The 24,233-nt window shown below is 58.0% G+C and carries 18 protein-coding genes; 9 read left to right on the forward strand and 9 right to left on the reverse strand.

Annotated elements, in window-relative coordinates:
- Window positions 1-20: 20 nt before the first annotated feature.
- Window positions 21-1,133: an LptF/LptG family permease gene (locus ACVWY9_RS06370; RefSeq protein WP_457387819.1), complete on the reverse strand. Its 1,113-nt coding sequence runs from the start codon at window positions 1,131-1,133 to the stop codon at window positions 21-23.
- Between the two features lie 108 nt (window positions 1,134-1,241).
- Complete coding sequence (locus tag ACVWY9_RS06375) at window positions 1,242-2,465, reverse strand: pentapeptide repeat-containing protein (RefSeq protein ID WP_457387820.1); 1,224 nt, start codon at window positions 2,463-2,465, stop codon at window positions 1,242-1,244.
- 165 nt (window positions 2,466-2,630) lie between these two features.
- Here ACVWY9_RS06375 and ACVWY9_RS06380 point away from each other — a divergent pair, with 165 nt between their 5' ends.
- Window positions 2,631-4,460: a DUF1565 domain-containing protein gene (locus ACVWY9_RS06380; RefSeq protein ID WP_457387821.1), complete on the forward strand. Its 1,830-nt coding sequence runs from the start codon at window positions 2,631-2,633 to the stop codon at window positions 4,458-4,460.
- Between the two features lie 166 nt (window positions 4,461-4,626).
- Here the strand turns inward: ACVWY9_RS06380 and ACVWY9_RS06385 are convergent, their stop codons facing one another.
- Together ACVWY9_RS06385 and rbsK are read right to left on the reverse strand one after the other, a co-directional pair.
- Window positions 4,627-5,370 (reverse strand): response regulator, encoded by a 744-nt coding sequence (locus ACVWY9_RS06385; protein WP_414424424.1) that lies wholly within the window; start codon window positions 5,368-5,370, stop codon window positions 4,627-4,629.
- A 253-nt stretch (window positions 5,371-5,623) separates the two neighbouring features.
- Entirely contained in the window at window positions 5,624-6,541 is a 918-nt protein-coding gene (rbsK, locus tag ACVWY9_RS06390; protein WP_414400639.1) for a ribokinase, read from the reverse strand.
- 389 nt (window positions 6,542-6,930) lie between these two features.
- Between rbsK and ACVWY9_RS06395 the strand changes: the two genes are divergently transcribed.
- Window positions 6,931-7,242 (forward strand): YbjQ family protein, encoded by a 312-nt coding sequence (locus tag ACVWY9_RS06395; protein WP_414330438.1) that lies wholly within the window; start codon window positions 6,931-6,933, stop codon window positions 7,240-7,242.
- Between the two features lie 5 nt (window positions 7,243-7,247).
- Here ACVWY9_RS06395 and ACVWY9_RS06400 read toward each other — a convergent pair whose 3' ends face one another.
- Together ACVWY9_RS06400 and ACVWY9_RS06405 are read right to left on the reverse strand one after the other, a co-directional pair.
- Window positions 7,248-7,997 (reverse strand): YebC/PmpR family DNA-binding transcriptional regulator, encoded by a 750-nt coding sequence (locus tag ACVWY9_RS06400; protein WP_011432973.1) that lies wholly within the window; start codon window positions 7,995-7,997, stop codon window positions 7,248-7,250.
- A gap of 302 nt (window positions 7,998-8,299) precedes the next feature.
- The gene (locus ACVWY9_RS06405; protein WP_457387822.1) at window positions 8,300-9,052 is read right to left on the reverse strand and encodes a hypothetical protein; all 753 of its coding nucleotides are present in this window, start codon (window positions 9,050-9,052) and stop codon (window positions 8,300-8,302) included.
- Window positions 9,053-9,368: 316 nt separating this feature from the next.
- Here ACVWY9_RS06405 and ACVWY9_RS06410 point away from each other — a divergent pair, with 316 nt between their 5' ends.
- The 6 genes from ACVWY9_RS06410 to ACVWY9_RS06435 all read left to right on the forward strand — a co-directional run bounded on the left by ACVWY9_RS06410 (window position 9,369) and on the right by ACVWY9_RS06435 (window position 16,731).
- On the forward strand, window positions 9,369-10,286 hold the full coding sequence (locus ACVWY9_RS06410) for a CoB--CoM heterodisulfide reductase iron-sulfur subunit B family protein (protein ID WP_457387823.1): 918 nt from the start codon (window positions 9,369-9,371) through the stop codon (window positions 10,284-10,286).
- Window positions 10,287-10,741: 455 nt separating this feature from the next.
- Window positions 10,742-12,301, forward strand: a complete 1,560-nt coding sequence (locus ACVWY9_RS06415) for a hypothetical protein (RefSeq protein ID WP_457387824.1) — start codon at window positions 10,742-10,744, stop codon at window positions 12,299-12,301.
- 140 nt (window positions 12,302-12,441) lie between these two features.
- Complete coding sequence (locus tag ACVWY9_RS06420) at window positions 12,442-13,428, forward strand: pentapeptide repeat-containing protein (RefSeq protein ID WP_457387825.1); 987 nt, start codon at window positions 12,442-12,444, stop codon at window positions 13,426-13,428.
- Window positions 13,429-13,599: 171 nt separating this feature from the next.
- Window positions 13,600-15,051: a sensor histidine kinase gene (locus ACVWY9_RS06425; protein ID WP_457387826.1), complete on the forward strand. Its 1,452-nt coding sequence runs from the start codon at window positions 13,600-13,602 to the stop codon at window positions 15,049-15,051.
- Between the two features lie 109 nt (window positions 15,052-15,160).
- Complete coding sequence (locus ACVWY9_RS06430) at window positions 15,161-15,919, forward strand: sensor histidine kinase (protein ID WP_011432967.1); 759 nt, start codon at window positions 15,161-15,163, stop codon at window positions 15,917-15,919.
- Window positions 15,920-15,987: 68 nt separating this feature from the next.
- The gene (locus ACVWY9_RS06435; protein WP_011432966.1) at window positions 15,988-16,731 is read left to right on the forward strand and encodes a response regulator transcription factor; all 744 of its coding nucleotides are present in this window, start codon (window positions 15,988-15,990) and stop codon (window positions 16,729-16,731) included.
- Between the two features lie 47 nt (window positions 16,732-16,778).
- Here ACVWY9_RS06435 and ACVWY9_RS06440 read toward each other — a convergent pair whose 3' ends face one another.
- Window positions 16,779-18,422: a DUF3352 domain-containing protein gene (locus tag ACVWY9_RS06440; RefSeq protein WP_457387827.1), complete on the reverse strand. Its 1,644-nt coding sequence runs from the start codon at window positions 18,420-18,422 to the stop codon at window positions 16,779-16,781.
- A gap of 872 nt (window positions 18,423-19,294) precedes the next feature.
- Here ACVWY9_RS06440 and ACVWY9_RS06445 point away from each other — a divergent pair.
- Window positions 19,295-22,018, forward strand: coding sequence for a glycosyltransferase (locus ACVWY9_RS06445; protein WP_457387828.1), 2,724 nt, complete (start codon window positions 19,295-19,297; stop codon window positions 22,016-22,018).
- A gap of 60 nt (window positions 22,019-22,078) precedes the next feature.
- Here the strand turns inward: ACVWY9_RS06445 and ACVWY9_RS06450 are convergent, their stop codons facing one another.
- Together ACVWY9_RS06450 and ACVWY9_RS06455 are read right to left on the reverse strand one after the other, a co-directional pair.
- Window positions 22,079-22,606: a ribonuclease H family protein gene (locus tag ACVWY9_RS06450; RefSeq protein ID WP_457387829.1), complete on the reverse strand. Its 528-nt coding sequence runs from the start codon at window positions 22,604-22,606 to the stop codon at window positions 22,079-22,081.
- Between the two features lie 465 nt (window positions 22,607-23,071).
- On the reverse strand, window positions 23,072-24,178 hold the full coding sequence (locus tag ACVWY9_RS06455) for a phosphotransacetylase family protein (protein ID WP_457384520.1): 1,107 nt from the start codon (window positions 24,176-24,178) through the stop codon (window positions 23,072-23,074).
- Between the last annotated feature and the right edge of the window lie 55 nt (window positions 24,179-24,233).

Genomic DNA, 24,233 nt, shown 5'->3' on the forward strand with positions numbered 1-24,233 from the left:
GCGGATGCTGGGGTGGATCTCTAGCGCAAGAAGCGGGCCAAAAGCAGCAGGCCGAGGCCGCCGAAGAGGATGTTGAAGCTCCAGGCCGCTGCCCAGGGGGGAAGGGCGCCGGCTTCTCCCAGGCTGCGAGACACGCTGAGCACCACGTAGTAGCCAAACACCAACAGGATCCCGAAGACGACGCCTCCGTAGCGTCCCACCCGCCGCGCGGTGGTGGATCCCAGGGGGAGCGAAATCAGCACGGCAAAAAAGCTGGCCAAGGGCAGGGAGAAGCGCATGTGGAACTCGGTGCGCAGAGCCTGAGTATTGAGATTGGAGCGGGCCAAACGGGAAATCCGCTCTGCCAGCTCCGGCAAGCTCAACTCGCTGGGGGGAACCGGCGGCTGCATTAGGGTAGCCAGATCCTGGGAAACTTGCAGCGGCTTGCGATGAAACGTTTGCTCGGCAATGCTGAGACCCGTGGGGCCGTAAAGGTGGGTCGCTCCTTCGCTGAGGCTCCACTCCAGTCCGTTCCACACTGCCTGAGCGGCCAAGGTCACTTCCGCCAACTGGTATTTGCCTCCCGGCAAGGGATCCACCCGCAAAATCGTAACATCTTGCATCGTATTTAACCGGGGATCCACTTGGCGGATGAAGAACCAGAGGTTGTCTTCGGTTTTGAAAAAGACATCGTATTGCACCGGGGTGGTGGCCTGGGCCAGCAAAGCTTGCTGATCGATCTGGCGGATTTGCTGTTTGCTGGCCGGCAGCAACACGTTGCTGATGAAAAAAGCGCTCAAGCTCATGGCCAACCCCACCAGCAGCAGGGGTCGGAAAATCCGGCTAAAAGGGATCCCGGCTGCCCGCATAGCGGTGATCTCGCTGTTGCCGCTCAGCTTGCCCAAGGTGAGCATGGTGGCAAAAAAGGCGGCAATGGGCATACCCAGCACCACCATCTCCGGCAGATCCAAAACCAAGAGGCGCAACACCGTCAGGGGGGGGATGGATCCCTCGACCAGCCGCTCGGCCAGGGTAAACAGTCGGCCCACCAGCAGCAGCAGGGTTCCCCCCGCAACACCGGTCAGCACTGGGGTGAGCATCTGCCCAAATAGATAGCGCTCCAGCAGCCAGAACTTGGTGAGCAACCGTGCCATGTTTGAGAATCGAAGGGGATCGCCCTTCTCCCCAAGGGAGAGGCGAGTTGCAATAGCCGAAGAATCGGCGGCAAAAGCCCTGAACCAGGCTTATCGATTTATTCTCGCTCAAGGGCTTGGGGCAGGTGGGGGAAACGACTCCGTTTTGTCGGCAGGATCCAAACGCGGCTGAGGAGAGTTGAGGGGAGGTTCGGACTCGGGATCCAGCTCGGCCCCCCAGGCGGCCAGGTAGGCCCGCTGTTCGGGGGAAAGGCGGCGAGCCTGGCGGAAATCTGCCCCTGCCACGATAGCTCCGGTGTAGGCTCCGGTCTTAAAATCCGGCTTTTGCCCCGGCTGAGCAGGGGAAGCCGTCTGAGGGGATCCCACAAACAGCAAAGCGCGGTAGAGATCGGCCCCGCGCAGGTCGGCATTCCGCAAGTTAGCTCCGCACAGATTGGTGTGGCTGAGATCGCAGCCGCTCAGGTTGGCCCGCTCCAGGCTGGCTTCGCTGAAATCCACCGCCCGCAACAGGGTGCCATGCAGGTCGGCTCCCTCCAGCATCGTGCCCAGGTTGACCACTCGGATCCCGTGCAGGCGATCCCGCTGGTAGCCCCCCTTGCCATCCAGGATAGGTCGGCCCAGGTGTTCGTCTCGCCGCAGAGGGCTGAGCAGGTTAGCGGTGGAGAGAAAGCGCAGGATCTTGGCTTTGCCGAAGCGATCCACCCCGTTCAACAAAGCAGCCGTGCGCCCGGCAGCAATGGCCCGCTCCAGGGGCCAATCGTCCAACTGCCCATCGGGAGACAAGACCAGGTTGGAAATGCCTTCAAAGTAGGCGTCGATGGTCTGCTGCTGGGTAATGATATTCTGCTGAATGGTGAGATCGCGGGAGATGATGTACTGCCGCCAGGCAATGTAAGCAGCCAGGATGGCGATCAAGATCTGGCCTGTGGCCCCAAACACTTCTCCCAAAGCCCCAATCGCCTCCCAACTCAGGGATCCCAAGGCAGAAAACAGCCCGCTCCCAGCAACCCCTCCCATCAGGGCCAAGCTGAGGGCCACTCCCGCCCAGGCCAATTGAGGCCAAGTGGTCAGCCACTGCCAAAGACGGCGTCCGATCTGAGCCCAAAGCGATCGCCCCCACCAGCCCGCCAGGCCCAGCCAAGCCAGCACCGCCCCCCAGCCCAAGACCGGCTGAGCCATCAGCTTTCCCAAGAGCAGCAAGAAGGCCGGGATCCCCAACAGCAGCAGATGAATCAGGGGTTGCCACGGTGAGACCGGAGACAGCAGGATCCCGGATTCAAGCAGCGACGGCTCTTGGGGCAGATGTTCGGGGACAAGGGTTTTGTAGGTCATGGCGCAAGCAGGGAGGTTACTCTAGGGCTAGTGTTAGACTTGCAAAAAAAGCCTGCGTTAGTCCGTATTTGGAGTTGGCGGATAGGGCAGGATCCCGCCTACTCAGTTTGGTAGGATAACCTCGGCCTTTCTTCTCTAGCCCAGCCTGGTGTGAGGATAACCACCATGATCTCTTCCTTATTGTCCTTACTGCCTATTGGTCTGCAGAAATCCGGCGAACACCAATCTACAGCAGTCCTGCCCGGCCTGCGGGCGCAGCGCCATCGTTCTGCAATGCTGACGCGGCTGGCAACCTCTCTGATGCTTGGCACCACCTTACTGCTGACAGCAAAGTTGGATCCCGGCTGGGCGCAAACTTCCCTGGACACCGGCATTACCGGTGAGCAGACCCTGCCTCAAGCTCCCCCGCTCCCGGACAATCGCCCGGCCATTTTCGTGGATGCGGCCAACGGCAGCGATACCCGTGGGGATGGATCCCGCAATAACCCCTTCAAGACGATTACTTATGCCATTCAGCGGGCTCAAGCTGGCAGCGTCATTCAGCTTTTTCCTGGGGTGTATAGCGAGGAGAGCGGCGAAACCTTCCCCATTCGCCTGAAAGCGGGCCTCACCTTGCGTGGGGACGAGTCCACCTTGGGAGAGGGCTATCTCATCACCGGCGGCGGTACCTACATGAGCCCGACCCTAGGCCGACAAAATGTTGCTCTGCTGGCAGAGACCGGCGCAGAAGTGCGAGGAATTACCCTGCGCAACCAAGGGCGGCGCGGCTATGCCCTCTGGGTGGAATCGGCCTCCCCGCGCATTCTCAACAACAGCTTTGTGGGCAGCATCCACGATGGAATCTTCATCGCTGGCGCTGCCAATCCCTGGGTAGAGGGCAACCGCTTCTATAAAAACGGGGCCAACGGCATTTCCGTTTTGGGCACCTCCCAGCCCACCATCGTCAATAACCTGTTCCAAGAAACCGGCTTTGGCATCACCATCGACCAACGCTCGGCGCCTGTTGTGCGCAACAACCGCATTCTGCAGAACCGTACCGGCGTGGTTGTCGGGGGCAGCTCCAGGCCCATCCTGCGCAACAATCTCATCGCCCAGAACTTGGAGACCGGCCTCACCGCCATCACCACTGCCCAGCCGGATTTGGGCACGGCCACGGATCCCGGCAACAACATCTTTGAGGGCAACGGCCAATACGATATCAACAACGCCACCCGCGGCCTGCGCCTCAATGCCAACGGCAACCAACTGCGGGGCCAGGTCAAAGGGGATCTGGATCTGTCCGGTCAAACCACCGTTGCCGCCCTTCCCGACAGCGCTCCCCGCCCCATTGCCCCTGGCACTTTGGCTCTGCCCAGCGCTCCGGCCCAGCCGGCTACTCCCAGGGATCCCCGGCCAGCGGCTGAGACCCCCTCCACCTTACCGGTTGTGACGGTGCCGCAATCGACGGATCCCAGCCCAGTTGCCTCTCTATCGGGATCGGGGGGGCGCGTTTTGCCCAACGTTCCTGCCCAGCCGGCGGACACTCAACCCCAAGCGCAGGAGTTTGTTGCCGTCCCCTTCACGCCAGATGGCTCTACCGCACCTGCTCAGCCGGTTGGCCCTGCCCCCGCAGCTCCTGTTCCCAGGCCACCCTCGGCTCCCCTCACAGATATCACCACCCTTCTGCCCCCGCCGGCCCGTCGCTCATCGGCAGGGATCCCGGCCACTCCCTCTGCTCCCACTACAACTCCAGTTGCCCCCCCTGTGGTTGCTGTGGGTAACGACTCCGTTTCGCCAACGCGAACGGCAACTCAATTTCGCGTGTTGGTGACCCCCAAGAGCAGCGATGACTTGAACCGATTGCGGCAGCTCATCCCCGAGGCGGTGGAAACGGTTTTCAACGGCAGAACAGTGTTGCAGGCGGGCCTGTACGACAGTCGCAGCCAGGCCCAGTCGGTCTTGGATCGGCTGTTGGATGCCGGCTTTGAGGCGGTTGCCGAGATGATTTTCCGCTAGCGACCCCCCACACTGCCGGCTTGCTTCTCCATAGCGGTACGAGGGAGCTTTGATCCCAGTTCTTTGGCGGGGTGGCCAGCCATTGAGCCCAAGTCTCCTTGGTCGCTGGCAAGGGAATTGACTACAAGTGCTTGCCAAGAGCGATGACGGCTCGAACACCCCCTCTCTAGTCCAGCGGATCCAGTCGGTAGCGGCTGAGCCAGTGATCCAAATGCACTTCCTCCTCATCCAGCAGTTGGGCGTTGATCAACCCCCGTTTGAAAGCAAGGCGGATGGCTCTGGCCCGCAAGCTGAAAGTGGTTCCCCACTCGTCGCTCTCAATTTGGTCGTTGCTGACTTCTAACTTGTCGTAGAGGTTGCGCAGACGGTTGGTTACCCCTCGGCGGGACAAAAAGCGCCGTGCAGCAATGGCCTGGTCGGTGAGGCCAAGGGCAATGTCGATCAGCACTTCGTACTCGGCATCGCTGAGACCGGTGATTTTGTTTTGTGAACGGGAATCGACTCCGCGCACCTCTCGGTCGATCACGCATTGCTCATCCTGCACCACCGCTTGGATGGCGCTGACCAATTTTTCATCGGTGCAATTTTTCAAAAGGTAGCCATAGACAGTTTGCGGAGGCACGATCTTGTGCAGTTCCCGCACATAGACTTCATCGGCAAAATGCGACCAAAAAATGATGCGCGTGCTGGGGCACTCTGACCAAACCTGCCGCGCTACCTCGATCCCGGCCATCTCGGGCATGCGGATATCCATCAACACGAAGCTGGGGTGGTGCTGGCGGTAAAGTTCCAACGCCTCTCTACCATTCGAGGCTATATACACCGGGCCGAACTCAGGCAAATGTTGTGTTAGCAGGCTATGAACATGCTGACGGTAGAGAGCGTCATCTTCAGCAAGGAGGGTACTCACGGGCCTTTATCAGAATTACCGAATACTTTCTTTTCACTTCCTAACTCTAAAGACACCCACAAGGGAAGACAAGGCACTATTGAGCAGTACTCAATGGAGCAAGGGATCCCCTCCGCCGGCTATGAGTAGCAGCTCGGAAAAAGGATTTGGCCCCGCTCTGTCCTGTGGAGGTTGCGGTTTCCCCATAGCGCTCACGCAAACGGCCAATGAACTTCTCCACCGCAGACGTCGAAAACTTTTGATAAGCAGCAGTCTATGCTGTTTCTACGGCAGAGGCCAAAAATGCCTCAATCTCAGAGCGCTGGGGCAAGCTAGGTTGGGCTCCCGCACGGGTTACGGCCAAAGCAGCGGCGGCATTGGCAAAACGCAGGGCTTCCCTCAGGGATCCCCCGGCAGCCAAACAAGCAGCTAAGGCCCCACAAAACCCATCTCCGGCAGCGGTGGTATCCACCACTTCCACAGGATGAGCTGGCCAATGGCCACTTTCTTCCCCATCTGCCCAGACCAGCCCTGCCCCTCCCAAGGTGAGGATAACGGCTGGGATCCCGTGTTTCTGCAGTTCTTGAGCCACCTTTTGGGCTTGTTCCGGCGTCTCCACAGGGGATTGGGCAAGGGCAGCCGCTTCGGTTTCGTTGAGCACCAAGTAGCGAACCTGGCGCAACAGGGATCCCGGCAATGGCACGATGGGCGCAGGGTTGAGCAAAATCGGGATCCCTTGGGCAAAGGCTTGTTCTGCTGCAGCTTGCACGGTGGGCAGGGGGATTTCCAGTTGCAGCAGGAGCAGGGCCGCCGGGGTAAAGGGAGGCAAATGCTCCGGCAGATAGCGACCATTGGCTCCAGGGCTGACCACGATTCTGTTTTGCCCGCCGGGATCCACTGTGATCAAAGCTAGGCCGCTGGGCCCCTCCAACTGCCTCAGGTGGCGGGTATCCACGCCGTTGTGCTCCAGGTTCTCTTGGAGCAGACGCCCAAACTCATCGGATCCCACCGCTCCCCACATTTCCACCTGGGCTCCCGCCCGCGCCGCTGCCACCGCTTGGTTGGCCCCCTTGCCGCCAGGGTAGGTGGCGTAGTCGGATCCCAGCACCGTTTCCCCAGGGCCGGGATGATGGGGCACCTGCACCACCAAATCCATGTTCAAGCTACCCACCACTCGGATCGGGCCTGCCATCGGGCTTGTGGGGAAATCCTGTTGGAAAAGCAGAGATCTAGAGATCTTTGGTTTGGATCCCTGGGCAGCTATTGTATCAGCCGCCGGTCTTGGCCAGGGATCCCCTTGAGCGCCCTACCACGCGGCAAGGGCTGATAGCAGTCGTGGTTTTTATTACCATCTATTTCAACTGATCGCGCTAGCGGGCCGGAGGCCTTAGCAGGAAGCAACCGGTCGTTTGTTTCACCTCAACGGTGAGATAAATGACTATGCGTTGTGGAACGGTTATCTGTAGGGATTGGTCGCCCTTCGACATATCGCCACTCTGCTGAAAACACAGGGCAAGAACCCGATTCCAAAGGTTGAGGATCCCGACTATCTTGGTGGGTGTTGACCCAGGAAGCAAGCTGATGTTGCTGACCACTACAGACGTGCTCCAAGGTAGAGAGGTTGAGCGTTACTTGGGCATTGTTACCGCCGAGGTAGTTTATGGCACCAATGTTCTACGGGACTTCCTTGCTACCCTCCGCAACATCATCGGGGGACGCACAAGAACCTATGAAGAAGTTCTCGAGAATGCCCAGAAAAAGGTTTTGGAAGAGTTGGAGCAGCGAGCCAAACGTTTGGGAGCAAATGGCATCCTAGGCGTTAGCATTCATACCAACATGAGCACGACAATGATCCTCGTTACCGCCGCCGGCACCGCCGTCAAGCTGCGCTAGAACCTTTAGGCCAGGCTTTCCATCACCGCCTCGTCGATCTCGAAATTGGCATAGACATTCTGCACATCGTCTAGGTTGTCGAGACGCTCCATCAGGGCAAGCACTGACTTGGCCGTATCGGGATCCTCCACATGCACCTCAGTGGATGGGATCCAGCGGATGGCCGCATCTTGCACTGGGTAGCCCTCTTTTTTCAGGTAGGTGGCCACCTGCTCCAGCAAAGAGTAGTCGCAGTACACCTCTGCTCCTGTGCCTTCCACCTTGAAGTCGTCTCCTCCCGCTTCCGCCACCGCCAGCAACAGGGCTTCGGGATCCAACACCTCCTCCAGGCTGATCACCCCTTTTTGCCGGAACAGCCAGCTCACGCAGCCGGCTTCTCCCAAGCTGCCGCCGGTTTTGCTGAAGGCTTCTCGCACCTCGGCAGCCGTGCGGTTGCGGTTGTCGGTCATGGCCTCGATCAACACAGCCACCCCACCGGGGCCGTAGCCCTCGTAGCGAACTTCTTCCAGGGGGCTGTCGTCGCTCCAGTTGCCGGCTCCCTTGGCAATGGCTCGTTCAATGTTTTCGCTGGGCATCCCCGCTGCTTTGGCTTTCTCCACTGCCGCCCGCAACTGAAAATTCCCATCCGGATCTGGCAAGCCGTTGCGAGCTGCCACGATGATGGCCCGCGAGAGTTTGGTAAAGAGGCTGCCCTTTTTGGCATCTACACGGGCCTTTTGCCGTTTAATGTTGGCCCACTTGCTGTGTCCTGCCATGCCGCCACACACCAGTCAAGCAATGAATTGGAGGGATCCCTCCACTTTTGAAGCCTAGATCACCTCGGCTCAGGACTCAACCCCGCGACAACTGGGAGGGCACTGGCCTGGTCACAAATTATAGTTAGTTATTTCAAACAGCAGTGAAACGGTTCGTTATGTCGATTCCTAACTCCCTCTCCCAGAGAGAAACTGGGGGTAAGGGCAGCGGCGCGGAGCGCTTGGGGAGTATCTCAATCTGGTTTGAAATGACTATAACGAGGGATCCTTCACAACCCAGACTCAGCTACCCAACAAACCCATCAGGGCTGAATCGGCTGCCGCTGGATCACATCCCCTTGGGGCGGAGGCGGAGGGGCTGGGGTTTCTTGAGGGGTAGGCGTTGCCTCTATGGGAGGAGTTTCCCCAGGAGGCGGGGGCAGAGGGGGCACACCTTCTCCAGGCACAGGCCCAGGTGTAGGCGTGGGGGTTGGGGATGGAGTTAGAAAGGGCGTCACCTGTCCCAACAGCTCGGCATAGAAAATCGCATCTTGCTCTGGCCCAAAGCGGCCCACTTCCCAACGGTGACGGGGCACAAACATTGTTTGCAGCAGCACTTCCCGGCTGACAAAAGCGGGAGTACCCGAGAAGACGTAGCCATCGACAATGACTCGATTCAAATCGGGCCGAGTTTGAAACACCCGATCCACCTCCCGCAGCATCTCCGTATCCAGCCGCCCCAGCAGAGTTTCCAGGGTGTCTTCAGGGCTGATCGGTACTCGCACCGAAAAGCGGTAATCTTCGCAACGATAGTCCCCACAGATCTTGACCAGCTCGTTACGCACCCGGATTTGCGCCCCAGGATCGAGATTGCGCCCCGGCACAAGGACTTCTTCCTGAGGTTGCTGTTCGACCGGCTGGGCCCATAGCTGGAGTTGACTTGCCCATCCTGCCCAAACTAGGGATCCGAAAAACAAGCTAAATCCCCAACCTTTTAGAGGAAGGCTCCAACCCAGACTGCCCTGCTTAGAGCGGGGTGAAAAGGGGAAATCGCGATCCTGGATCGGGCTGTTCATAAGGCGTTGACCGATTCCTCAGCGATGGCTACCGCCAAATCTACCCGACATCGGCTAGGGAGGCACTAGGCAGGGAGAAAAATAGGGTATCGGCTCCGAATGGTTTCAAAATAGGGGCAGATAAATAGGGAAGCTTTGACAAACTCCCTGTCCTGGGCAGCAACGGATGTGCTGTGGCAGCGCATGGGTGTAGGATCTTAGGCTCTGGGTTCCCGCTCTGCAGGCAGGCCAGTGCTCTGCTGTGTGGGCAATGGATCCATGGATTGTTATTACCGTTGAGATCGCAAACCCAATTCTCTTCTTCTCACGTCTTCTCATGACCGCGGTTGTTCCTTCACCTTTGCGCTACGCCTACTACCCCGGCTGTGTGGCCCAGGGGGCCTGTCGTGAGCTGTATGACTCCACCGACCAGATTGCGCGGCATCTGGGCATTGAACTGGTGGAGCTGGAGGCTGCTTCTTGCTGTGGTTCGGGCACCTTCAAAGAAGAATCGGAGCTGCTGGAAGATACGGTAAATGCCCGCAACCTGGCTTTGGCGGAAGCGCTGGGGCTGCCGATGCTTACCCACTGCAGCACCTGTCAGGGAGTGCTGGGCCGCGTGAATGAAAAGTTAAAAGCTGCGAAAACCGCGAATCCAGAGTACTTTCACCAGGTGCAGGCCCTGTGCCAGAAAGGAGGCTGCGAGAGCCGTTACCAGGGCACAGGCGATGTGCGCCATTTGCTGTGGGTGCTGGCTCATGACTACGGCCTGGAGCGATTGGCCCAACAGGTCAAACGGCCTCTCCTGGGACTGCGCTGCGCTGCCTTCTACGGGTGTTATCTGTTGCGGGCCTACGACATCTCCCGCTTTGATGTGGCACGGGATCCCCATTTGATGGAGGATCTCTTCGAGCGTTTGGGGGCCACCCCCGTTTGGTATCGCGGGCGCACCCAGTGTTGCGGTTGGCCCATTTCCAGCTACGCCCCGCAGCAGTCTTTCTCGATGGCAGGCCGGCATCTCGTAGAGGCAATAGAGGCGGGAGCCGATTGTTTGGTTACCCCCTGTCCTCTATGTCACCTCAACTTGGACTCTCGGCAGCCGGAGGTGGAAGAGGTGATCGGGCGCAAGCTGGGGATCCCGATCCTGCATTTGCCACAATTGGTGGGCCTGGCCCTGGGGATCCCGGCGGAAAACTTGGGACTGAACCGCCATGTAGTACAGGTGGAAAAAGCCCTGCAAAAAATAGGCCGCTAAATCCCACTTGATGGCTGGGGGATCCCTGGGCAAACATCAGGTCTGGGAAGGATGTGTTATTCTGCCCAGCAAGGTACCCGTCCTTGTTCAAAAACCGCAAAGATCCTCGTAAGCTTAGATCCACCTACTGATACATTTACGCTGAACACTGCTGAACATCACTGTTCAACTATGCAGCGATAGCATTCTGTTTGTTTCCATTCGCGTTAGCGGGACGGAGTCCAAACAGAATGGCGGTATCCCGCAAAGCTTTGAGTAGAATACCCAAAGCGCAGTTTCCGTGTCGTCTTACTACCAATTTTCTGCTTTGCTTTGGCTACCATGTTGGCAGACTCGAAAGTAAACAGAAAGATCAACTGGTAGTAATCCGTACTGAACATATTATATTATACATTATTTTCAGTATAGTTGAGCTTATTATTGACTAGAGTCATGCTCCTGCTTAGCAGCTCCCTATGGTTGTCTCGGATCCCTTTGGCCTTGTTGTGCAAGAAGTGCAGCAGGGCGGGTACGCAGACCGAGTGAAAAAGCTGGTTTACTTTGCCTGCACCAGCACTTGGGAAAGCGATGTCAGCAAGTTGAACCAAATAGACCTGAAAGCTCTGCTGGAGCAGCTCTGCCGCCAGCACGCTACCCTTGATGCTTTGGGCCAGCGCTTTCGAGATGCCATTAGCCGCATCAACAAAAAAGCCGAGTATGCTCGCATCGCCAAGATGCTGCTAAGCAAGCTACAGCCCCTGTATCAACAGCCCCAAGCGGATCCCTCTAGCCCACTCATGCCCTCGCCCAAGGAGCCATCAGCTTGGGCCGCACCCTCGCCTATCTTGTCCTTGGAGTATGGAAGCCCACGACTGCAAAAGCAAGACTACGATCCCTTCGAGCTGCGGGCAGGGGTGATGCGGCAAACCAGCCCTTTGCGGGCCAAGCTGGTTCTGTTCACGGCTTTGTACCACAAAGTAGAGCCTACTCTGCAGGGGTTGGCGGCCCTGCGGCGCTACAGCCTGGACGAGCTGCTCAGAGCCCTCTACGATGCCTGCGCCTCCCCCCAAGAACTGGAAGCCCGGCTGAAGGAGGCGGTGCAGCAGTTGCAGGAGCCGGATCAGGATGGCCAAGCCGCCAACGCCGTGCTGCAGATGCTGAAGCCTCTTTACGTTGAGGTGCCCCCGGAAACGGTCGCCGCTGGAGGGTTGGCTGCCGAGCTCCCCTCTGCCGATCTGGATTGGCTGAATACGGAAGATGCCGTTCGTGCCGGCAGGACAGAGTCCTTGTCCGGTTCCATGACTTGGATTGACGCTGGGATCCCAGAAGATGAGGAAGAACCTGCAGATCCTCTGGCTTTTGCAACCTGGACAACACCACCCGGCCCCTCTTCTGACCTGCGACAGGAGATCCCAGAGCCCTGCTGCCAACTGCTCCATCGCAGCGCCGGATCCCTGATGGTTGCCATCGAGAATACCCTGAGCGAGTTGGGCAATGCCCTGGACGAAGGGCTACAGGATGAGGATCCCGCCCAATATCTGACGCTCAAACACCAGGTGCTGCGCGGCTTCTTGAGGGATGTCGAGGGATCCGCCGCAATGTTCATGGGGATCTTGAAAAAGCTAGAACAATCGGAGTGGCGCCTGGTGCAGCCCCTGCGCGTCAGCAATGCAAAACAGGCTCTGCCGGAGGCGGTTACCGAAATGCCCGCTGAGCTGGCGGATCCCTATGCTTCCCTAAGACAGGTGTTGGCCAGCAGCGAGCTGGCCCAGCAAAAGCCGCAGTTGGAGCAGGAGGTGATGCGTTTGGTGCGGCGCAGCGTCGGCTCTGTCAAAACTGCTATCGAACAGGCCCTGAGCGAGTTGGGCAAGGCGTTGGATGAGCAGTTCCAAACCTGCACCCTAGAGGAAGCCTTGGTTCTCAAGTACCAAACACTACGCGCCTTTTTGCAGGAAGTGGGGGAGATCTCCACCAAATTTGCTGCTTTCTTGGATCGCATGGAGGAGGCAGAGCGCCGTCTGTTCGGGCTGGTTTGAAGCTCAAACCCGCTGTTTGGGGATCCCGTTCAACACTGGCGATCAGCTGCGCAGAGTGCTGGGGAAACGCCCGGATCCTTATCTAGAATAACCACCAGTGCAGCTCCTCTCTCACTTCTCTGAGCTCTCCCCTCTCTTCTATGGATGCCAAGGATCTGCTCCGGCTTTACCGGGCAGGACGGATCAACTTTGCCGGCGAAAACCTGGCCGCCCTTGACCTGAGCCGGGCCGATTTGATCGGGGTGGATCTCTCCCAAGCAAACCTGCACAGCGCCAACTTGATCTTCGCCTTCTTGGGGCGGGCCAAGCTGCAGAAGGCCAACCTCGTCGGGGCTAACCTCGGGGGGGCCAACCTCAGCCAGGCGGACTTGAGCGAGGCGGATCTCAGGGATGCCCAGTTGCACGGCACCACCCTACAAGGGGCAGATTTGCATGGGGCCAACCTAACGCTGGCCCTGTTGATCGATGCCAACCTGCTGGATGCGGATCTGCGCTGGGCCAACCTCACCAGTGCCAACTTGGGAGGGGCTTGCCTGCGGGGGGCCAATCTCCGTTTCGATAGCCGCCGGGGAGCGGTACTGCGCAACGCCAACCTCAGCCGCGCCGATCTCAGCGGAGCCAACCTGTCGGGAGCGGATTTGACGCGGGCCGACCTGAGCGGGGCCAACCTGAAAGAGGCCAGTCTGATCAAAGCCAACTTGCAAGGGGCCAGCCTGCAGCAAGCCCGTTTGCAAGGGGCCATCCTGAGCGAGACCGACCTGAGGGGGGTTTCTTTTTTGGGGGCAGACCTGCAAGGGGCGCAGATGGCGCGGGCCAACTTGAAGGAGGCGATACTTCGCCAGGTGAATCTGACAGAGGCCAACTTGAGCGAGGCGGATCTGGCCGCAGCCGATCTTTCCGCCAGTTGTCTGTGCTCGGCCAAACTGGCGCGGGCAGATCTGAGTCGGGCCAATCTGGCCGGGGCCGATTTGCGGTGTGCCAACCTGGTGGATGCCTATTTGGGCCGCACCAACCTGGAAAATGCCGATCTCGGCGAGGCAATCCTAACCCGAGCCGATCTGAGCACAGCCAACCTCAGCGGGGCCAATTTGCGCGGGGCAACTCTGCCGGATGGACGGGTAGGCTGATTGGACAGACTCGCTACCGTATGAGGACGAGGATTCTTGTCCCTGAGTGAGACGGGGATCCGCCCCGGAAAAGGTGAGGTTTTCCCCTGCCCCAGAGGGGCCACAACCGCTACCCTACAAGGGAAGGATGGGTCAAAGAGATCCGTGAACAGCCGCCGATTTCTGTCCTTGATGGAAGCTTTGTGGGCCGATCTGCCCTTGCCGGAATGGTTGCCGGGGGCAGGAGAGCGCTCCTGGCAGCAGACGGTGGCAGCCCTGCTCCAGCTATGGCAAGAAGTTGGACAGTTTGGGGTGGTGATCGGTGGGCCGGTGTCTTGGTGGCCCCCCTGGGTGGTTCGGGATCCGCTGCCTCAACTGCCGTCGCCCATTGACGCTCCAGAACCGAACCTGAAGCTGCGGGAGCTGGCCCGTGAAGATCCCTGGCTGTTTACCCCCGACTTGTCCCCCGAGTCGATTCTGACCCCTGGCCAGACGGTGATCCCTCTCCTGCCGCAGGATCCCCTGGTGGAGGAGCCTTTTTTGCTGGTGCTCACCCCTGTTTTTTCGGCGGTGGCCGCCCAAGGGCATCACCCCCACACGCGGCAAAGGGGGATGATGGTGTCTTTTGAGCCGGAAGTGGTGCATCGGGCTTGGCAGATCCTAGAGCAGCGGGTTCAACAGGGTAGGCCGGATCGCCTGCCCCTCTGGCAGGAGCTGATCAAGCACCATCCCCTCATGGAGCCTCATGTGCGGGTGCTGGCCCGCTTCAGCAGCCTTCTTCTGCTGGGAAACCTGGCCGAGTCGGGATCCCCGCCTGCTCGCTTACCCCCCGCCAGAGCCGAGAACTCCCCTGCGCCCACAACCCGGCCAGAAGATTGGCAGAAGCGGCGGTCTCCTCCTTCCCATGGCCAGCCTGCCGGTCAAGGCCAACAGAACAGCCTTTCGGAGGCAGAACTGTTGCGGGCTCTCATCCACGAGATCCAGACGCCCCTCAGCACCATCCGCACCTTGGTTAGTCTCATCCTGAAGCGGCACGATCTGCCGTCGCGGGTACGGGAATACGTGGAGAAAATTGACCGCGAATGTACCGAGCAAATCAACCGCTTCGGGCTGTTTTTCCAGGCTACAGAAACGGTGATGCCCGCTGCTACCCCACAGGAGGGGCGTCGGCTTCAGCTAGAGCCCATTGCGCTGGTGGACTTGGTGCGGCAAAACCTGCCTCGCTGGCAGGAGCAGGTGGAACGGCGGGGATCCCAACTGGAGTTGGAGATTCCCGATGAGCTGCCGGATGTGGTCAGCGATCCCAAGGCGCTGGAAGCGGTGCTGTTTGGCATGGTCGACCGCATTGCCCGCAGCACCCCGGCTGGCAGCCACATTCGCGCCCAGTTGGTCAGCGCAGGGGAGCTGGTCAAACTTCAGTTTCAGGTCAACACACCTGAGGGCAGCGACGCCACTGTTGCCTCAGAGCCCAAATCCCCTCAGGCGATTGGGCAGTTGTTGGTCGTGCAGCCGGATACCGGTGCAGTGAGCCTCAGCCTTCCCGTCACCCAAACTCTGTTCCGCGCCTTGGGGGGCTACCTCACCGTGCGCCACCGCGCCCGTCGGGGGGAAGTTCTCAACATCTACCTGCCCCGCCAGCTATAAGCCACCCAGTTGGGATCCCGATACCGTCTCAACGCTGATGTGGCGGAACCCAGGGAAGATGGGGCTAGGATCGATCTGCCAGCGCCGGGAGAGTCTAGGGATTGGATCCATGCCGAGAGCCAGAAAAGTTGCTGAACACCATCCAGAGCCTGAACCCGTCTGCGGAGCCGGAGAACCCAAGGTTAAGGGGGTCACTCTTTCTGCCCAGCAGCTTTCCACTTTGCTTCACGAAATGCGCAATCCTCTCACCGCCCTGAGCACGCTGGCCAAGTTATTGCAAAAACGCTTGCCCCCAGAGGATCGCAACCACTGGATTGGCCTGAGCATTGAACAGGAGTGCAAGCATTTGCAGGAGCTGCTGGCGGAGTTCGAGCGTTTGGACGGGATCCCGGCCCCCCTCCAGCTTCAGCCCCTCTCCTTGGCCGACCTGCTGCGGGAGTGGATCCCCATCTATCAAGCCTTGGCCGAAACCCAGGGACACCACTTTCAAGCCGTCCTGCCCCCTTCCCTACCCCCTGTACAAGCCGATCCGCGTGCCCTGCGGCAGGTGCTTGATAACCTGATCGACAACGCTTGCAAGTACACCCCGCCCCCAGGTGAGATCCGGCTGAAGGTGGAGCTGGGTGAAGATCCCTCAACTGCTTCGCAACGGGAAGTGTTCGTTGCCGTCTGCGACAACGGCCCCGGCATCCACCCTGAGAACCTGGAGCGGATCTTCGATCCCTTTTTTCGGGCAGATCTTTCTAAGCCAGGGCAGGGGCTGGGGTTGGCCATTAGCCGCGACCTGGCCACCCGGATGGGCGGAGATCTCCAGGTGGAAAGCTCCCCCCAAGGCTCCTGTTTTCGCCTGAGATTGCCCACAGGTTAGTAGGAAGATTGTAGAGATATGGGATGGCAGGTGCCGCCAAACGCTTGAACGCTACCCAGGAGCTGCAGATGGCCTCTTCTCCCCCAGCCAAACCCGAACCCCCTGCTGCCAGTCCAGCAGCCCGCATTCTGCTAGTAGATGATGAACCCGGCTTACGGGAAGCGGTGCAAGCCTACCTCGAGGACAGCGGCTTTGAGGTGATCCCGGCGGCCAACGCCCAGCAGGCTCTGCAACTGCTCAGCACGGCCCAGCCTCAGTTGATCATCTCCGACATCATGATGCCGGGCATGGATGGCTATCAATTTTTGGCCCAACTGCGAAAACTCGAGCCCTACAGCCATCTGCCGGTGGTGTTCCTCACCGCCAAGGGGATGACCGCCGACCGCATCCAGGGTTACCGGGCCGGTGTCGATGCCTATTTGCCCAAGCCCTTCGATCCGGAGGAGCTGGTGGCCATCGTCTCCAATCTCATTGAGCGATCCCGCGCTGCCAGCCCTTCGGAGGTAGTGGCCCGCGAGCTGGCCTCGATTCGCGCCCTGCTGTCGGAGCGCACCCTTGCCACAGCCACGCCTGCCCAGACCTCTGCCCCCACCCCCCTGCCCCCACCCATTAAGGTAGAGCTGACGCCGCGGGAACAACAGGTGTTGGAGAAGGTGGCAGAAGGGCTGATGAACAAGGAGATTGCCAAGCAGCTGCAAACCAGCGTGCGCAACGTGGAAAAATACGTCACCCGCCTGCTGAACAAGACAGGCACCAGCAGCCGCACCGAGCTGGTTCGCTATGCCCTTACCTATGGCCTAATTCGGCTATAGCCCTCACCCCCAACCCCTAGGAAGACTGAAGAACGTGAGACACGGTTTTATCGCTGGGGCTTTGGTGGCACAGTAACCAGCAGCTCCACCCCAAAGGCGTGATCCCCGGCAGGGTAGCTGGTAATCCCCAGCCCATCGATGCGGGTCAGCAGCTCACGGGCCTCCGGCTCCAAGCCTGCCAAACCACCCGGTAGTGTGGCCTCCAGCACTGTTCGGATCCCTTGCCAATTCAGCAAAAAGTAGCCGTAGTTGGGCTTGGGCAACTGATCGTAGAGGGTTTTCAGCGGCTCGGTTTGGGGAAGCAAATTGCCCTGGCGTTGGGCGAGGGTTTGCAGCGCCGCCGTGCTGCTGGTCACGATCAAATAGTTGCCTTCCCAGGCGCGGGTCAAAAGCGGGCGGTTAAACAAGGGATCCGCCCAGATCACCTGCCCACCGGCTTCCGTTACCCCTACTCCGGATTCTTGGGCCAGCCGATCCAACTGAGTCAGGGCCGCGTTGGCCTTGTCTTTTTGGCTGGTCTCGATCACCAAGGCTGCTCCCATGCCCTGCAACAGGGGATGGGCCTGGGCATCCGGTGCCACCAGCAGGGCCATCTCCCCATCCATCCAAGCCAGCAGATCTTTTTCCAAGTCCAAGCGAGTATTGGCGCGAAACTCAGCCCGCAGCTCCTCTAACGACTCCTTGACCGGCGGATCTTTTTCCAGCTCAGGCATAACGGCTTGCCAGCGCTGGGCAATCTGCTGGGTGGTCAGCACCGCCAAGGCATTGCCGGGCAGCCGCTGAATAAGTTCGCCGCGAGCCGTTTGCCACCCCCCCTGCACCTGGGTTTTCGGATCGGTCTGGGTCAACATGCGCAGCCGCAGGCCCTGCTCCTGCCAGTGGGCAGCCATGGCCAAAGAGCGCAGGGGTTGCAGGGATCCCAGCGTCGCCGGATCCAGATCCTGCATCCAGTCTTTGAAAGATTCGGGATCCTCCTGCAAAGCCTGGAAGTTGAAGTAGGCAAAGGCCAGCGTGCCGCTCTTATACAGATCGCCAACAGCGGTGCGGAAACTTTCGGAGCGGCCAATCGGCTCTGCTTCGCCGCGATACACAGCAATCGCCTGCTGCATCACCCTCGGGTCGTTGGCCACCGCCACAAAGCGGTTGCCAAACTCAGCAGTCACCCATCGCTCGCCCGGCTCTCCGTTGGTTTGCACATACAAGGTGACCCCTTGCTCCTGGCGCTGCTCGAAGTTCGCCCCTTCTGCTGCTGCCTGTTGCCGCACCTGGGCCAAGAATTGCCCGGACAAATCGGCGTTGCGGGTGCTGGCTCCAAACAGGATCCCAGGCACCGGCTCGGCAGCTCCGGGCACCAGATTGGGGATCACCACTGCCATCGTGAATTGCTCGCCAGCCCAAGCTTGCATCTCTTCCCGAGAGAACTCCTTGCCGGTTTCAGCCAAAGCTTCTGCCGTCCAGCTCTCCCACTGGGCCAAAAGGTCAGGGTGAGTGCGAAAAGATTCTTCCGGTTGGGTAGAAAAGGTCAGCACCAGGGGCGCCGACTGGGGAACCAGCGCGGTTTCCGGCAGAACATCGCCGGGCAACTGTACCTGTGGCCCTCTGAGTTGGCAGGATCCCAGGAGCCAAGAGCCCCCCACCGCCATCAACGTCAGAGAGAGAGGGCGCAGCCGAGAATGAAGCTGGACTTGCATGGCGGCTACCTAAGCGGCTAGTGGATATAGCCAATCGTAGCATCTAGGCATGAGCCTGCAAACCCAAATTTTCTGTAAGTGAAAAAACAGTCCACTCTAGCACAAGTCAAGATAGTCTAACAAGATAGTCTAAATTGTGAGTAAACCTACGGCCTGTTCACAGATCAAGGGATACAAAACGTCGTGTTTCTGAGGCTTGATTCCGATGAGTCCAGAACAGGCAGGCTTACAGCTGTATCCTGTAGCCTCTTAGTAGGCTGTAGCGTAATAAGATCCCAAACTCGGCCTGGAGGAGCTGTAGTGAACCAAAGTCCACGAAATGCTTGCCCCGCGGCGATAGCAGCCAAGACAGGAATAGTTATCAGTTGAACATTTCCTGCAACAAACTTGAAGCTTTCCTGTACATGTTGCTTTTCCCCAGGCAATGACACTTCTCCCTTTGCCAGAAGTTGCAATCCTTGCTATGCTTGAGCTTAAGCAGAGCTACTCCTTCTCTCTAGCAGGAAGAGCAATGGGGGTCATTAGCTGTGACGCAAGCCACCAACTTTGAACAGCTGGGAACTTTATTTTGGCAAGGATCCTACTCTGCCTTTTTTGCCCAGGCCGAACAAGAAAGTATTCCCTCAATTCTCCTAGAGACCATTGCTCTTTCCATCGCTCCTGAGTTTGCAGAAAGGTACAGGGGTGGATCTCTAGAAGGGTTATTGTGGCCACAGACAAAGCGACTTTTGCAAGTTCTGTCGATTGTCTATCAACCTGTTGCAGAACGCATGCGGGAGGAAGCCCTAAAGCTTCCTGTACACCACCACCATAGACTTCAGCTGCTGGCGCACAGCCTTGACTGCTTCGCTAGAGCTGGGGAAGAGGATTGGGTGTGGTTAGTATTGAAGCAAATTCTAGAAGATTGGCCTCCAAATGCCTTTATCAACTCTCTTTACGATCCCCAGACAGGCGAGGAAGTGGCGCGCCTGTGGCTATTTCAGGTTACTCAATACCTTCGTGACCTCTCTCAGGAGGAGGCTGATGCCTTTTTACCCACAGCCAGTTCCTTCTATCATCGAGAAGCTGCTGCTGCGTATGGCCGCTGGGTCAATCAGAAACGGAACGGCGACTCCGCCTGGCCAGAGTGGTATATCCCACCAGAAATCCGGCTAGATGAGCCTTTTGGAGCAGCTCTTGCAGAAATTTGCAGGGATCCCTCCCTGCGGGTGGTGGTCGAGGTAGGGGCCAGTAGTGGAGAAGGATCCACAGCTGTTTTGCGCTACGCCCTTCCCAACTCTGTTCGCATCTACAGCATAGAAGCTCATCCTGAGCGCTACAAAGAGCTGGCTAGAAGGGTAAGCAAGGATCCCCGCTGTATCCCCATTCACGCTGCTGCCCAACCTAGGATCGCTACAGTGGAGGAGGTGGAAGAATGGCTGAAATCTTGCTCCAGCTTCTGGGCCCCCTATAGCCGAGAGCAGGCTCTGGAATGGCACCAGGAGGGACAAGATTTACTCAAGTCTGTTCCCACGGATGGGGCAAGCCGAGTTCCCAACCCCGACCTTCTTCTCATTGACGGCGGCGAGTTTACGGGCTGGTATGACCTCCAAGCTTTTTTGGAACAGGGCGCTCGCCCCAAGTATATTGCCCTGGATGACATCTTCGCTTTTAAGAACAGCCGTTGCTTGACGGAGCTCTCCAGCTATGGCTACCGACTCATTTGCTGGGGAAATGTCCGCAAAGGCTTTGCCATCTTTAAAGACAGCAGAGCCACTCTTCCCATTCACTTCTTCACCATTGTTTTAGACGGGGAGCCGTACATTGAGCGCCACTACTCCACCCTCTGCGAGTTGGATAAGCTAGGGATCCCCTGGCAGTGGGTGGTGGTCGAGGGCGTTGCTGCCTTACGCCATGACACAGGGTGGAGCTTAGCCAACGGCGGCCGCATCCCTGAGGAATACTCCCAGGGGCACAGCTTGGATGGTACGGTCGAATACTTGAGGGACTTGGCAGCCAAAGACAGCCGTGTTCGGCTTGTTCAGAAGCCCGATGGCCAGTTTTGGGATGGCAAAATTGAAATGGTCAGGGCAGCCCAACCTGACTATCCCTGCTTGCTGTGGCAGTTGGATGCAGACGAAATTTGGACAGTCGAACAAATCCGGCGGGTTCATCGACGCTTTGAAGCAGATCCCACTCTAGAGGCGGCCCAGTTCTACTGTCGTTACTTCGTGGGCCCCAATCTTGTCCTGGACAACAAAGGTAAGTGGGGCAACAACCCCCAGATGGAGTGGTGGCGGGTCTGGAGATGGGATCCCTCTGAGTGCGAGTGGCAAACTCACGAGCCACCTGTATTGATCCGAAAGGGACGACTTCCCGAGAGGGTTCTGACCGCAGACCAAACGGAAGCAGAGGGCTTAGTGTTTGACCACTATGCCTATGCATTGCGAAAGCAGGTGGAGTTTAAGGAATCCTACTACGGCTACCAAGGAGCTGTCAGAGCTTGGGAAGAGTTGCAAAAAGCGGAAAAGCCCTGCTCCCTGCAGCCCTTTTTCCCCTGGGCATACGGGGATCCCTTGGTGGTAGAGGTGCGGCAACGTCTTCACCTATTTGTGGACGGGGTGTTCTTCCAGATGCACCAAACTGGTATTGCTACAGTTTGGCGCAACTTACTGCGGGAATTGCCTCAGCTGGGGATTCGCATCACTTTCTACGATCGGGGTGGCATGGGAGAGCTACCCCAGGGTGTCGAGAGAATGCAGGGTCACCCCTTTAGCTACGCCCGCTGGGATGATCCTGAGTTGAGACAAGCTTTTATTTGGTCAGGGGCTGATGTTTTTATGAGCACCTACCATACATACCTGCCCTCTGACATTCCGCAGGTGCTCCTGCTCCATGACATGATCCCAGAAGTGCTGGGTTGGGATCTCTCAGATCCCATGTGGCGCCAAAAGCACGCAGCCCTTGAAGCAGCCGCTCGCATTGTAGCTGTTAGCCAAAACACGGCCTGTGACTTGCTGCGTCTAACTGGCAAAGAGGCAGTAGTAGCTTACCCTGGGGTTGACACCAGTGTATTCAAGCCGGATCCCTCAGCTATTCCCAAGCACTGGCTGCTGATTGGATGCCACCAAGGCGCTTACAAACGACAGGAGTTATTTTTTGAAGCTTATCAGCAGTGGTCCTATAAGCCTTTCCCTGTCCTTTGCACTCATTCCTGGTCGACTCCAGAGGCTTATCGACAGGCGGCAGCTCCGCAACCTGTTATGAATGTTTATCTAGATCTGCAGCAGTTGGTTCAAGCCTACCAGAATGCCGTGGCGCTGGTTTACCCAAGTGCATATGAGGGATTCGGGCTACCCGTATTGGAGGCCATGGCCTGTGGGACCCCTGTCATTATCTATCCCAACTCTGCCTTAGTGGAAGTAGGAGGAGAAGCTGCATTTTATGTAGAGGACTCTTTGTCGGACACCCTGGTTCAGGTTCTGGATCCCAAGTTGCGCGCTGAGAAAGTCAGGAAAGGCTTAGAGTGGGTTAAGTCTTTTACCTGGGAGCGCATGGCTAAAACCATCCAGGAAGTTCTGCACCTTGCAGTCAAGCCAAGCCTAACAGCCTTGTAGTCTTGGCAAGCATCTTGCTGCTAACCAGTTTCACAGTGCCCCCACTGCCGGTGTGGAACCTCAACCCCTAACTTCTGGAGGAACGGTCACTCTGGCTCGAGCCTGGGCAACCAACCCATCCACGTACTCGTTCCAGCGCAGACCTTGGTGGGCTGGGATCCAAACCACCTGCACCTGAGGGCACTGCTGCTTTAGTTGATACAGTTCCTGAACCAGATCCAAGTTTTCCACCGGCCCGGTGCGCCGCCGCCACCCCTGCGCTGCCCAGCGATCCATCCAGTCGTTGTAGGTCTGTACGCAAAGGTGGGAGTCGCTGTAGATGGTATTTACGCCGTTGCCCTGGGTGTGGCGGCAATATTGCAAGGCCCGGATGAGGCCGGTCAACTCCATGCGGTTGTTGGTGCTATCGGGATCCCCTCCCCAAAACTCTTCCACAATTTGATCATCTTGAACCACCACCACAGCCCATCCCCCTGGCCCCGGATTGGGAGAACATCCCCCGTCGGTGAAGATGCCACTGTGGGGGCAGGCAACCAGACGGCTGGGGCCCGCTCCTTTGCGGCTGTGCATCCGTGAAACCTTGGCCATGGTGCTCATCCGGCGCTAACGGCAACATTTGGGATCCCGGCTCGACAACAGACACTGCATCTTATTGCAGAAGGGCGTGCCGGCACCACTGTTTAGTGTATTCAGCTTCAGAAAAGCTTTGTTTCACACTATTAGCAGCATAAACCCCGTCAACATCAGCTTACGTGACACTGACGCACAAGGTTAAAAACAGTACGAACAAAAACCCCCAGAAAATCTGGGGGAGGAGTGGTGTGTTGAGGTGATGAATACTCGCATGATATCTCTCGAATTCGGTGAGTAGGCCAAACTGGCGATAGATCCCTGCGTTTTTTTGCAGAAATCATTGCAGATACTGGAAAGCATCAGACACTAGAGACCAGCGCGTCAAAACTGAGCTTATTTCGTCTTGATCAGATATAGTGCTCAATCTCGAAGAAATATCTATTTAGACACCAAATATAGAGAAGCCAGTAATAACTTTTCTTATGCACCTACCGCCGACACTAGGGGTTGTGTCAAGCCCAAATGGGCATAGAGACGGGAAAAGTCAAAATTCGCTGACATTAGCTCTTGGATGCAGCGGACTTTCACCTCCTCGTGCAGGCGAATCTGCCCAAAAACCCGTTCGATGCGGTTGATGGTGGTGAAGGTGTCCAGATCCACCGAGAGGATCGGCACTTCCAGCTCTTCTGCTCGAGACTGAATGCGGGGATCCAGAGGGAGCTTGCCGGTCAAGATCAGGCAGAGGGTGGAAGTTTCTAGGGCGGCCAGTTGAATATCGGTGCGGTCTCCGCCGGTGATCACCGCCTTGTGATCCAGCTTACGGAAGTACTTCAAGGCCGAGTTGACGTTCATCGCCCCCACCGCGATGTCTTCAACCATCAAGTCCATCCGATCCGGGCAGCAGAGCACCTCAGCATCCAGTTGCCGCGCCAACTCCCCAACGCTAATGCTGCGCAAAATGCGATGGGAGGGCAAAATGCCCAAGACCGGGATCCCTTGTCCCTCCAAAAAAGGCCGAATGATCGTTTTTGCCGGTTGCATTTGGTCAGGTGGCACATCGTTCAGCAGCACGCCTGCCAAATGGGATCCCAGTTGACGATGGACAAAGAGAAGAGAATCAACAGCCAAGGAGGAATGGTAGCGACTGATCAGCAGTACCGGAGCATCCAGGGCTTGGGCCATCTTGGCCAGCGACAGGCCAAACAATTCCCCCTCGTAAAGATCGGCTGGGCCTTCCAGCAGCACCAAATCGGCAGGGGAGCGCTGGACAAACTCCAACAGAGGGGCAACCGGGCACTCTGGAGCTGGATCCCCGGGAGCTCGCTTCATTTGAGCCAGCAAAGCCTCTTCGTTGAGCCGGAGCAGCATCGGCGGCATTTGATCCATCGTCAGCCGCAGAGACTCCGCCACAAAGCGCATATCCGGATCGCCCCCTTCCAGCGAGCAATCTTCCCGCTCGCAAGAACCGATGGGCTTCCCATAGGTGACTTTTATCCCTTGCTGCTGCAGATGCTTGGCCAAACCCAAGATGGCAGCCGACTTACCGCTGAAGGGCTCAGTAGAACCAATTAAAAGGAACTTGGACACGGATGGCTCCCGGTAACGAGAGGGACGAAGGGATCCCTTACTCAGTCTAACGGAG

The sequence above is a fragment of the Thermostichus sp. OS-CIW-31 genome (genome assembly GCF_054060305.1).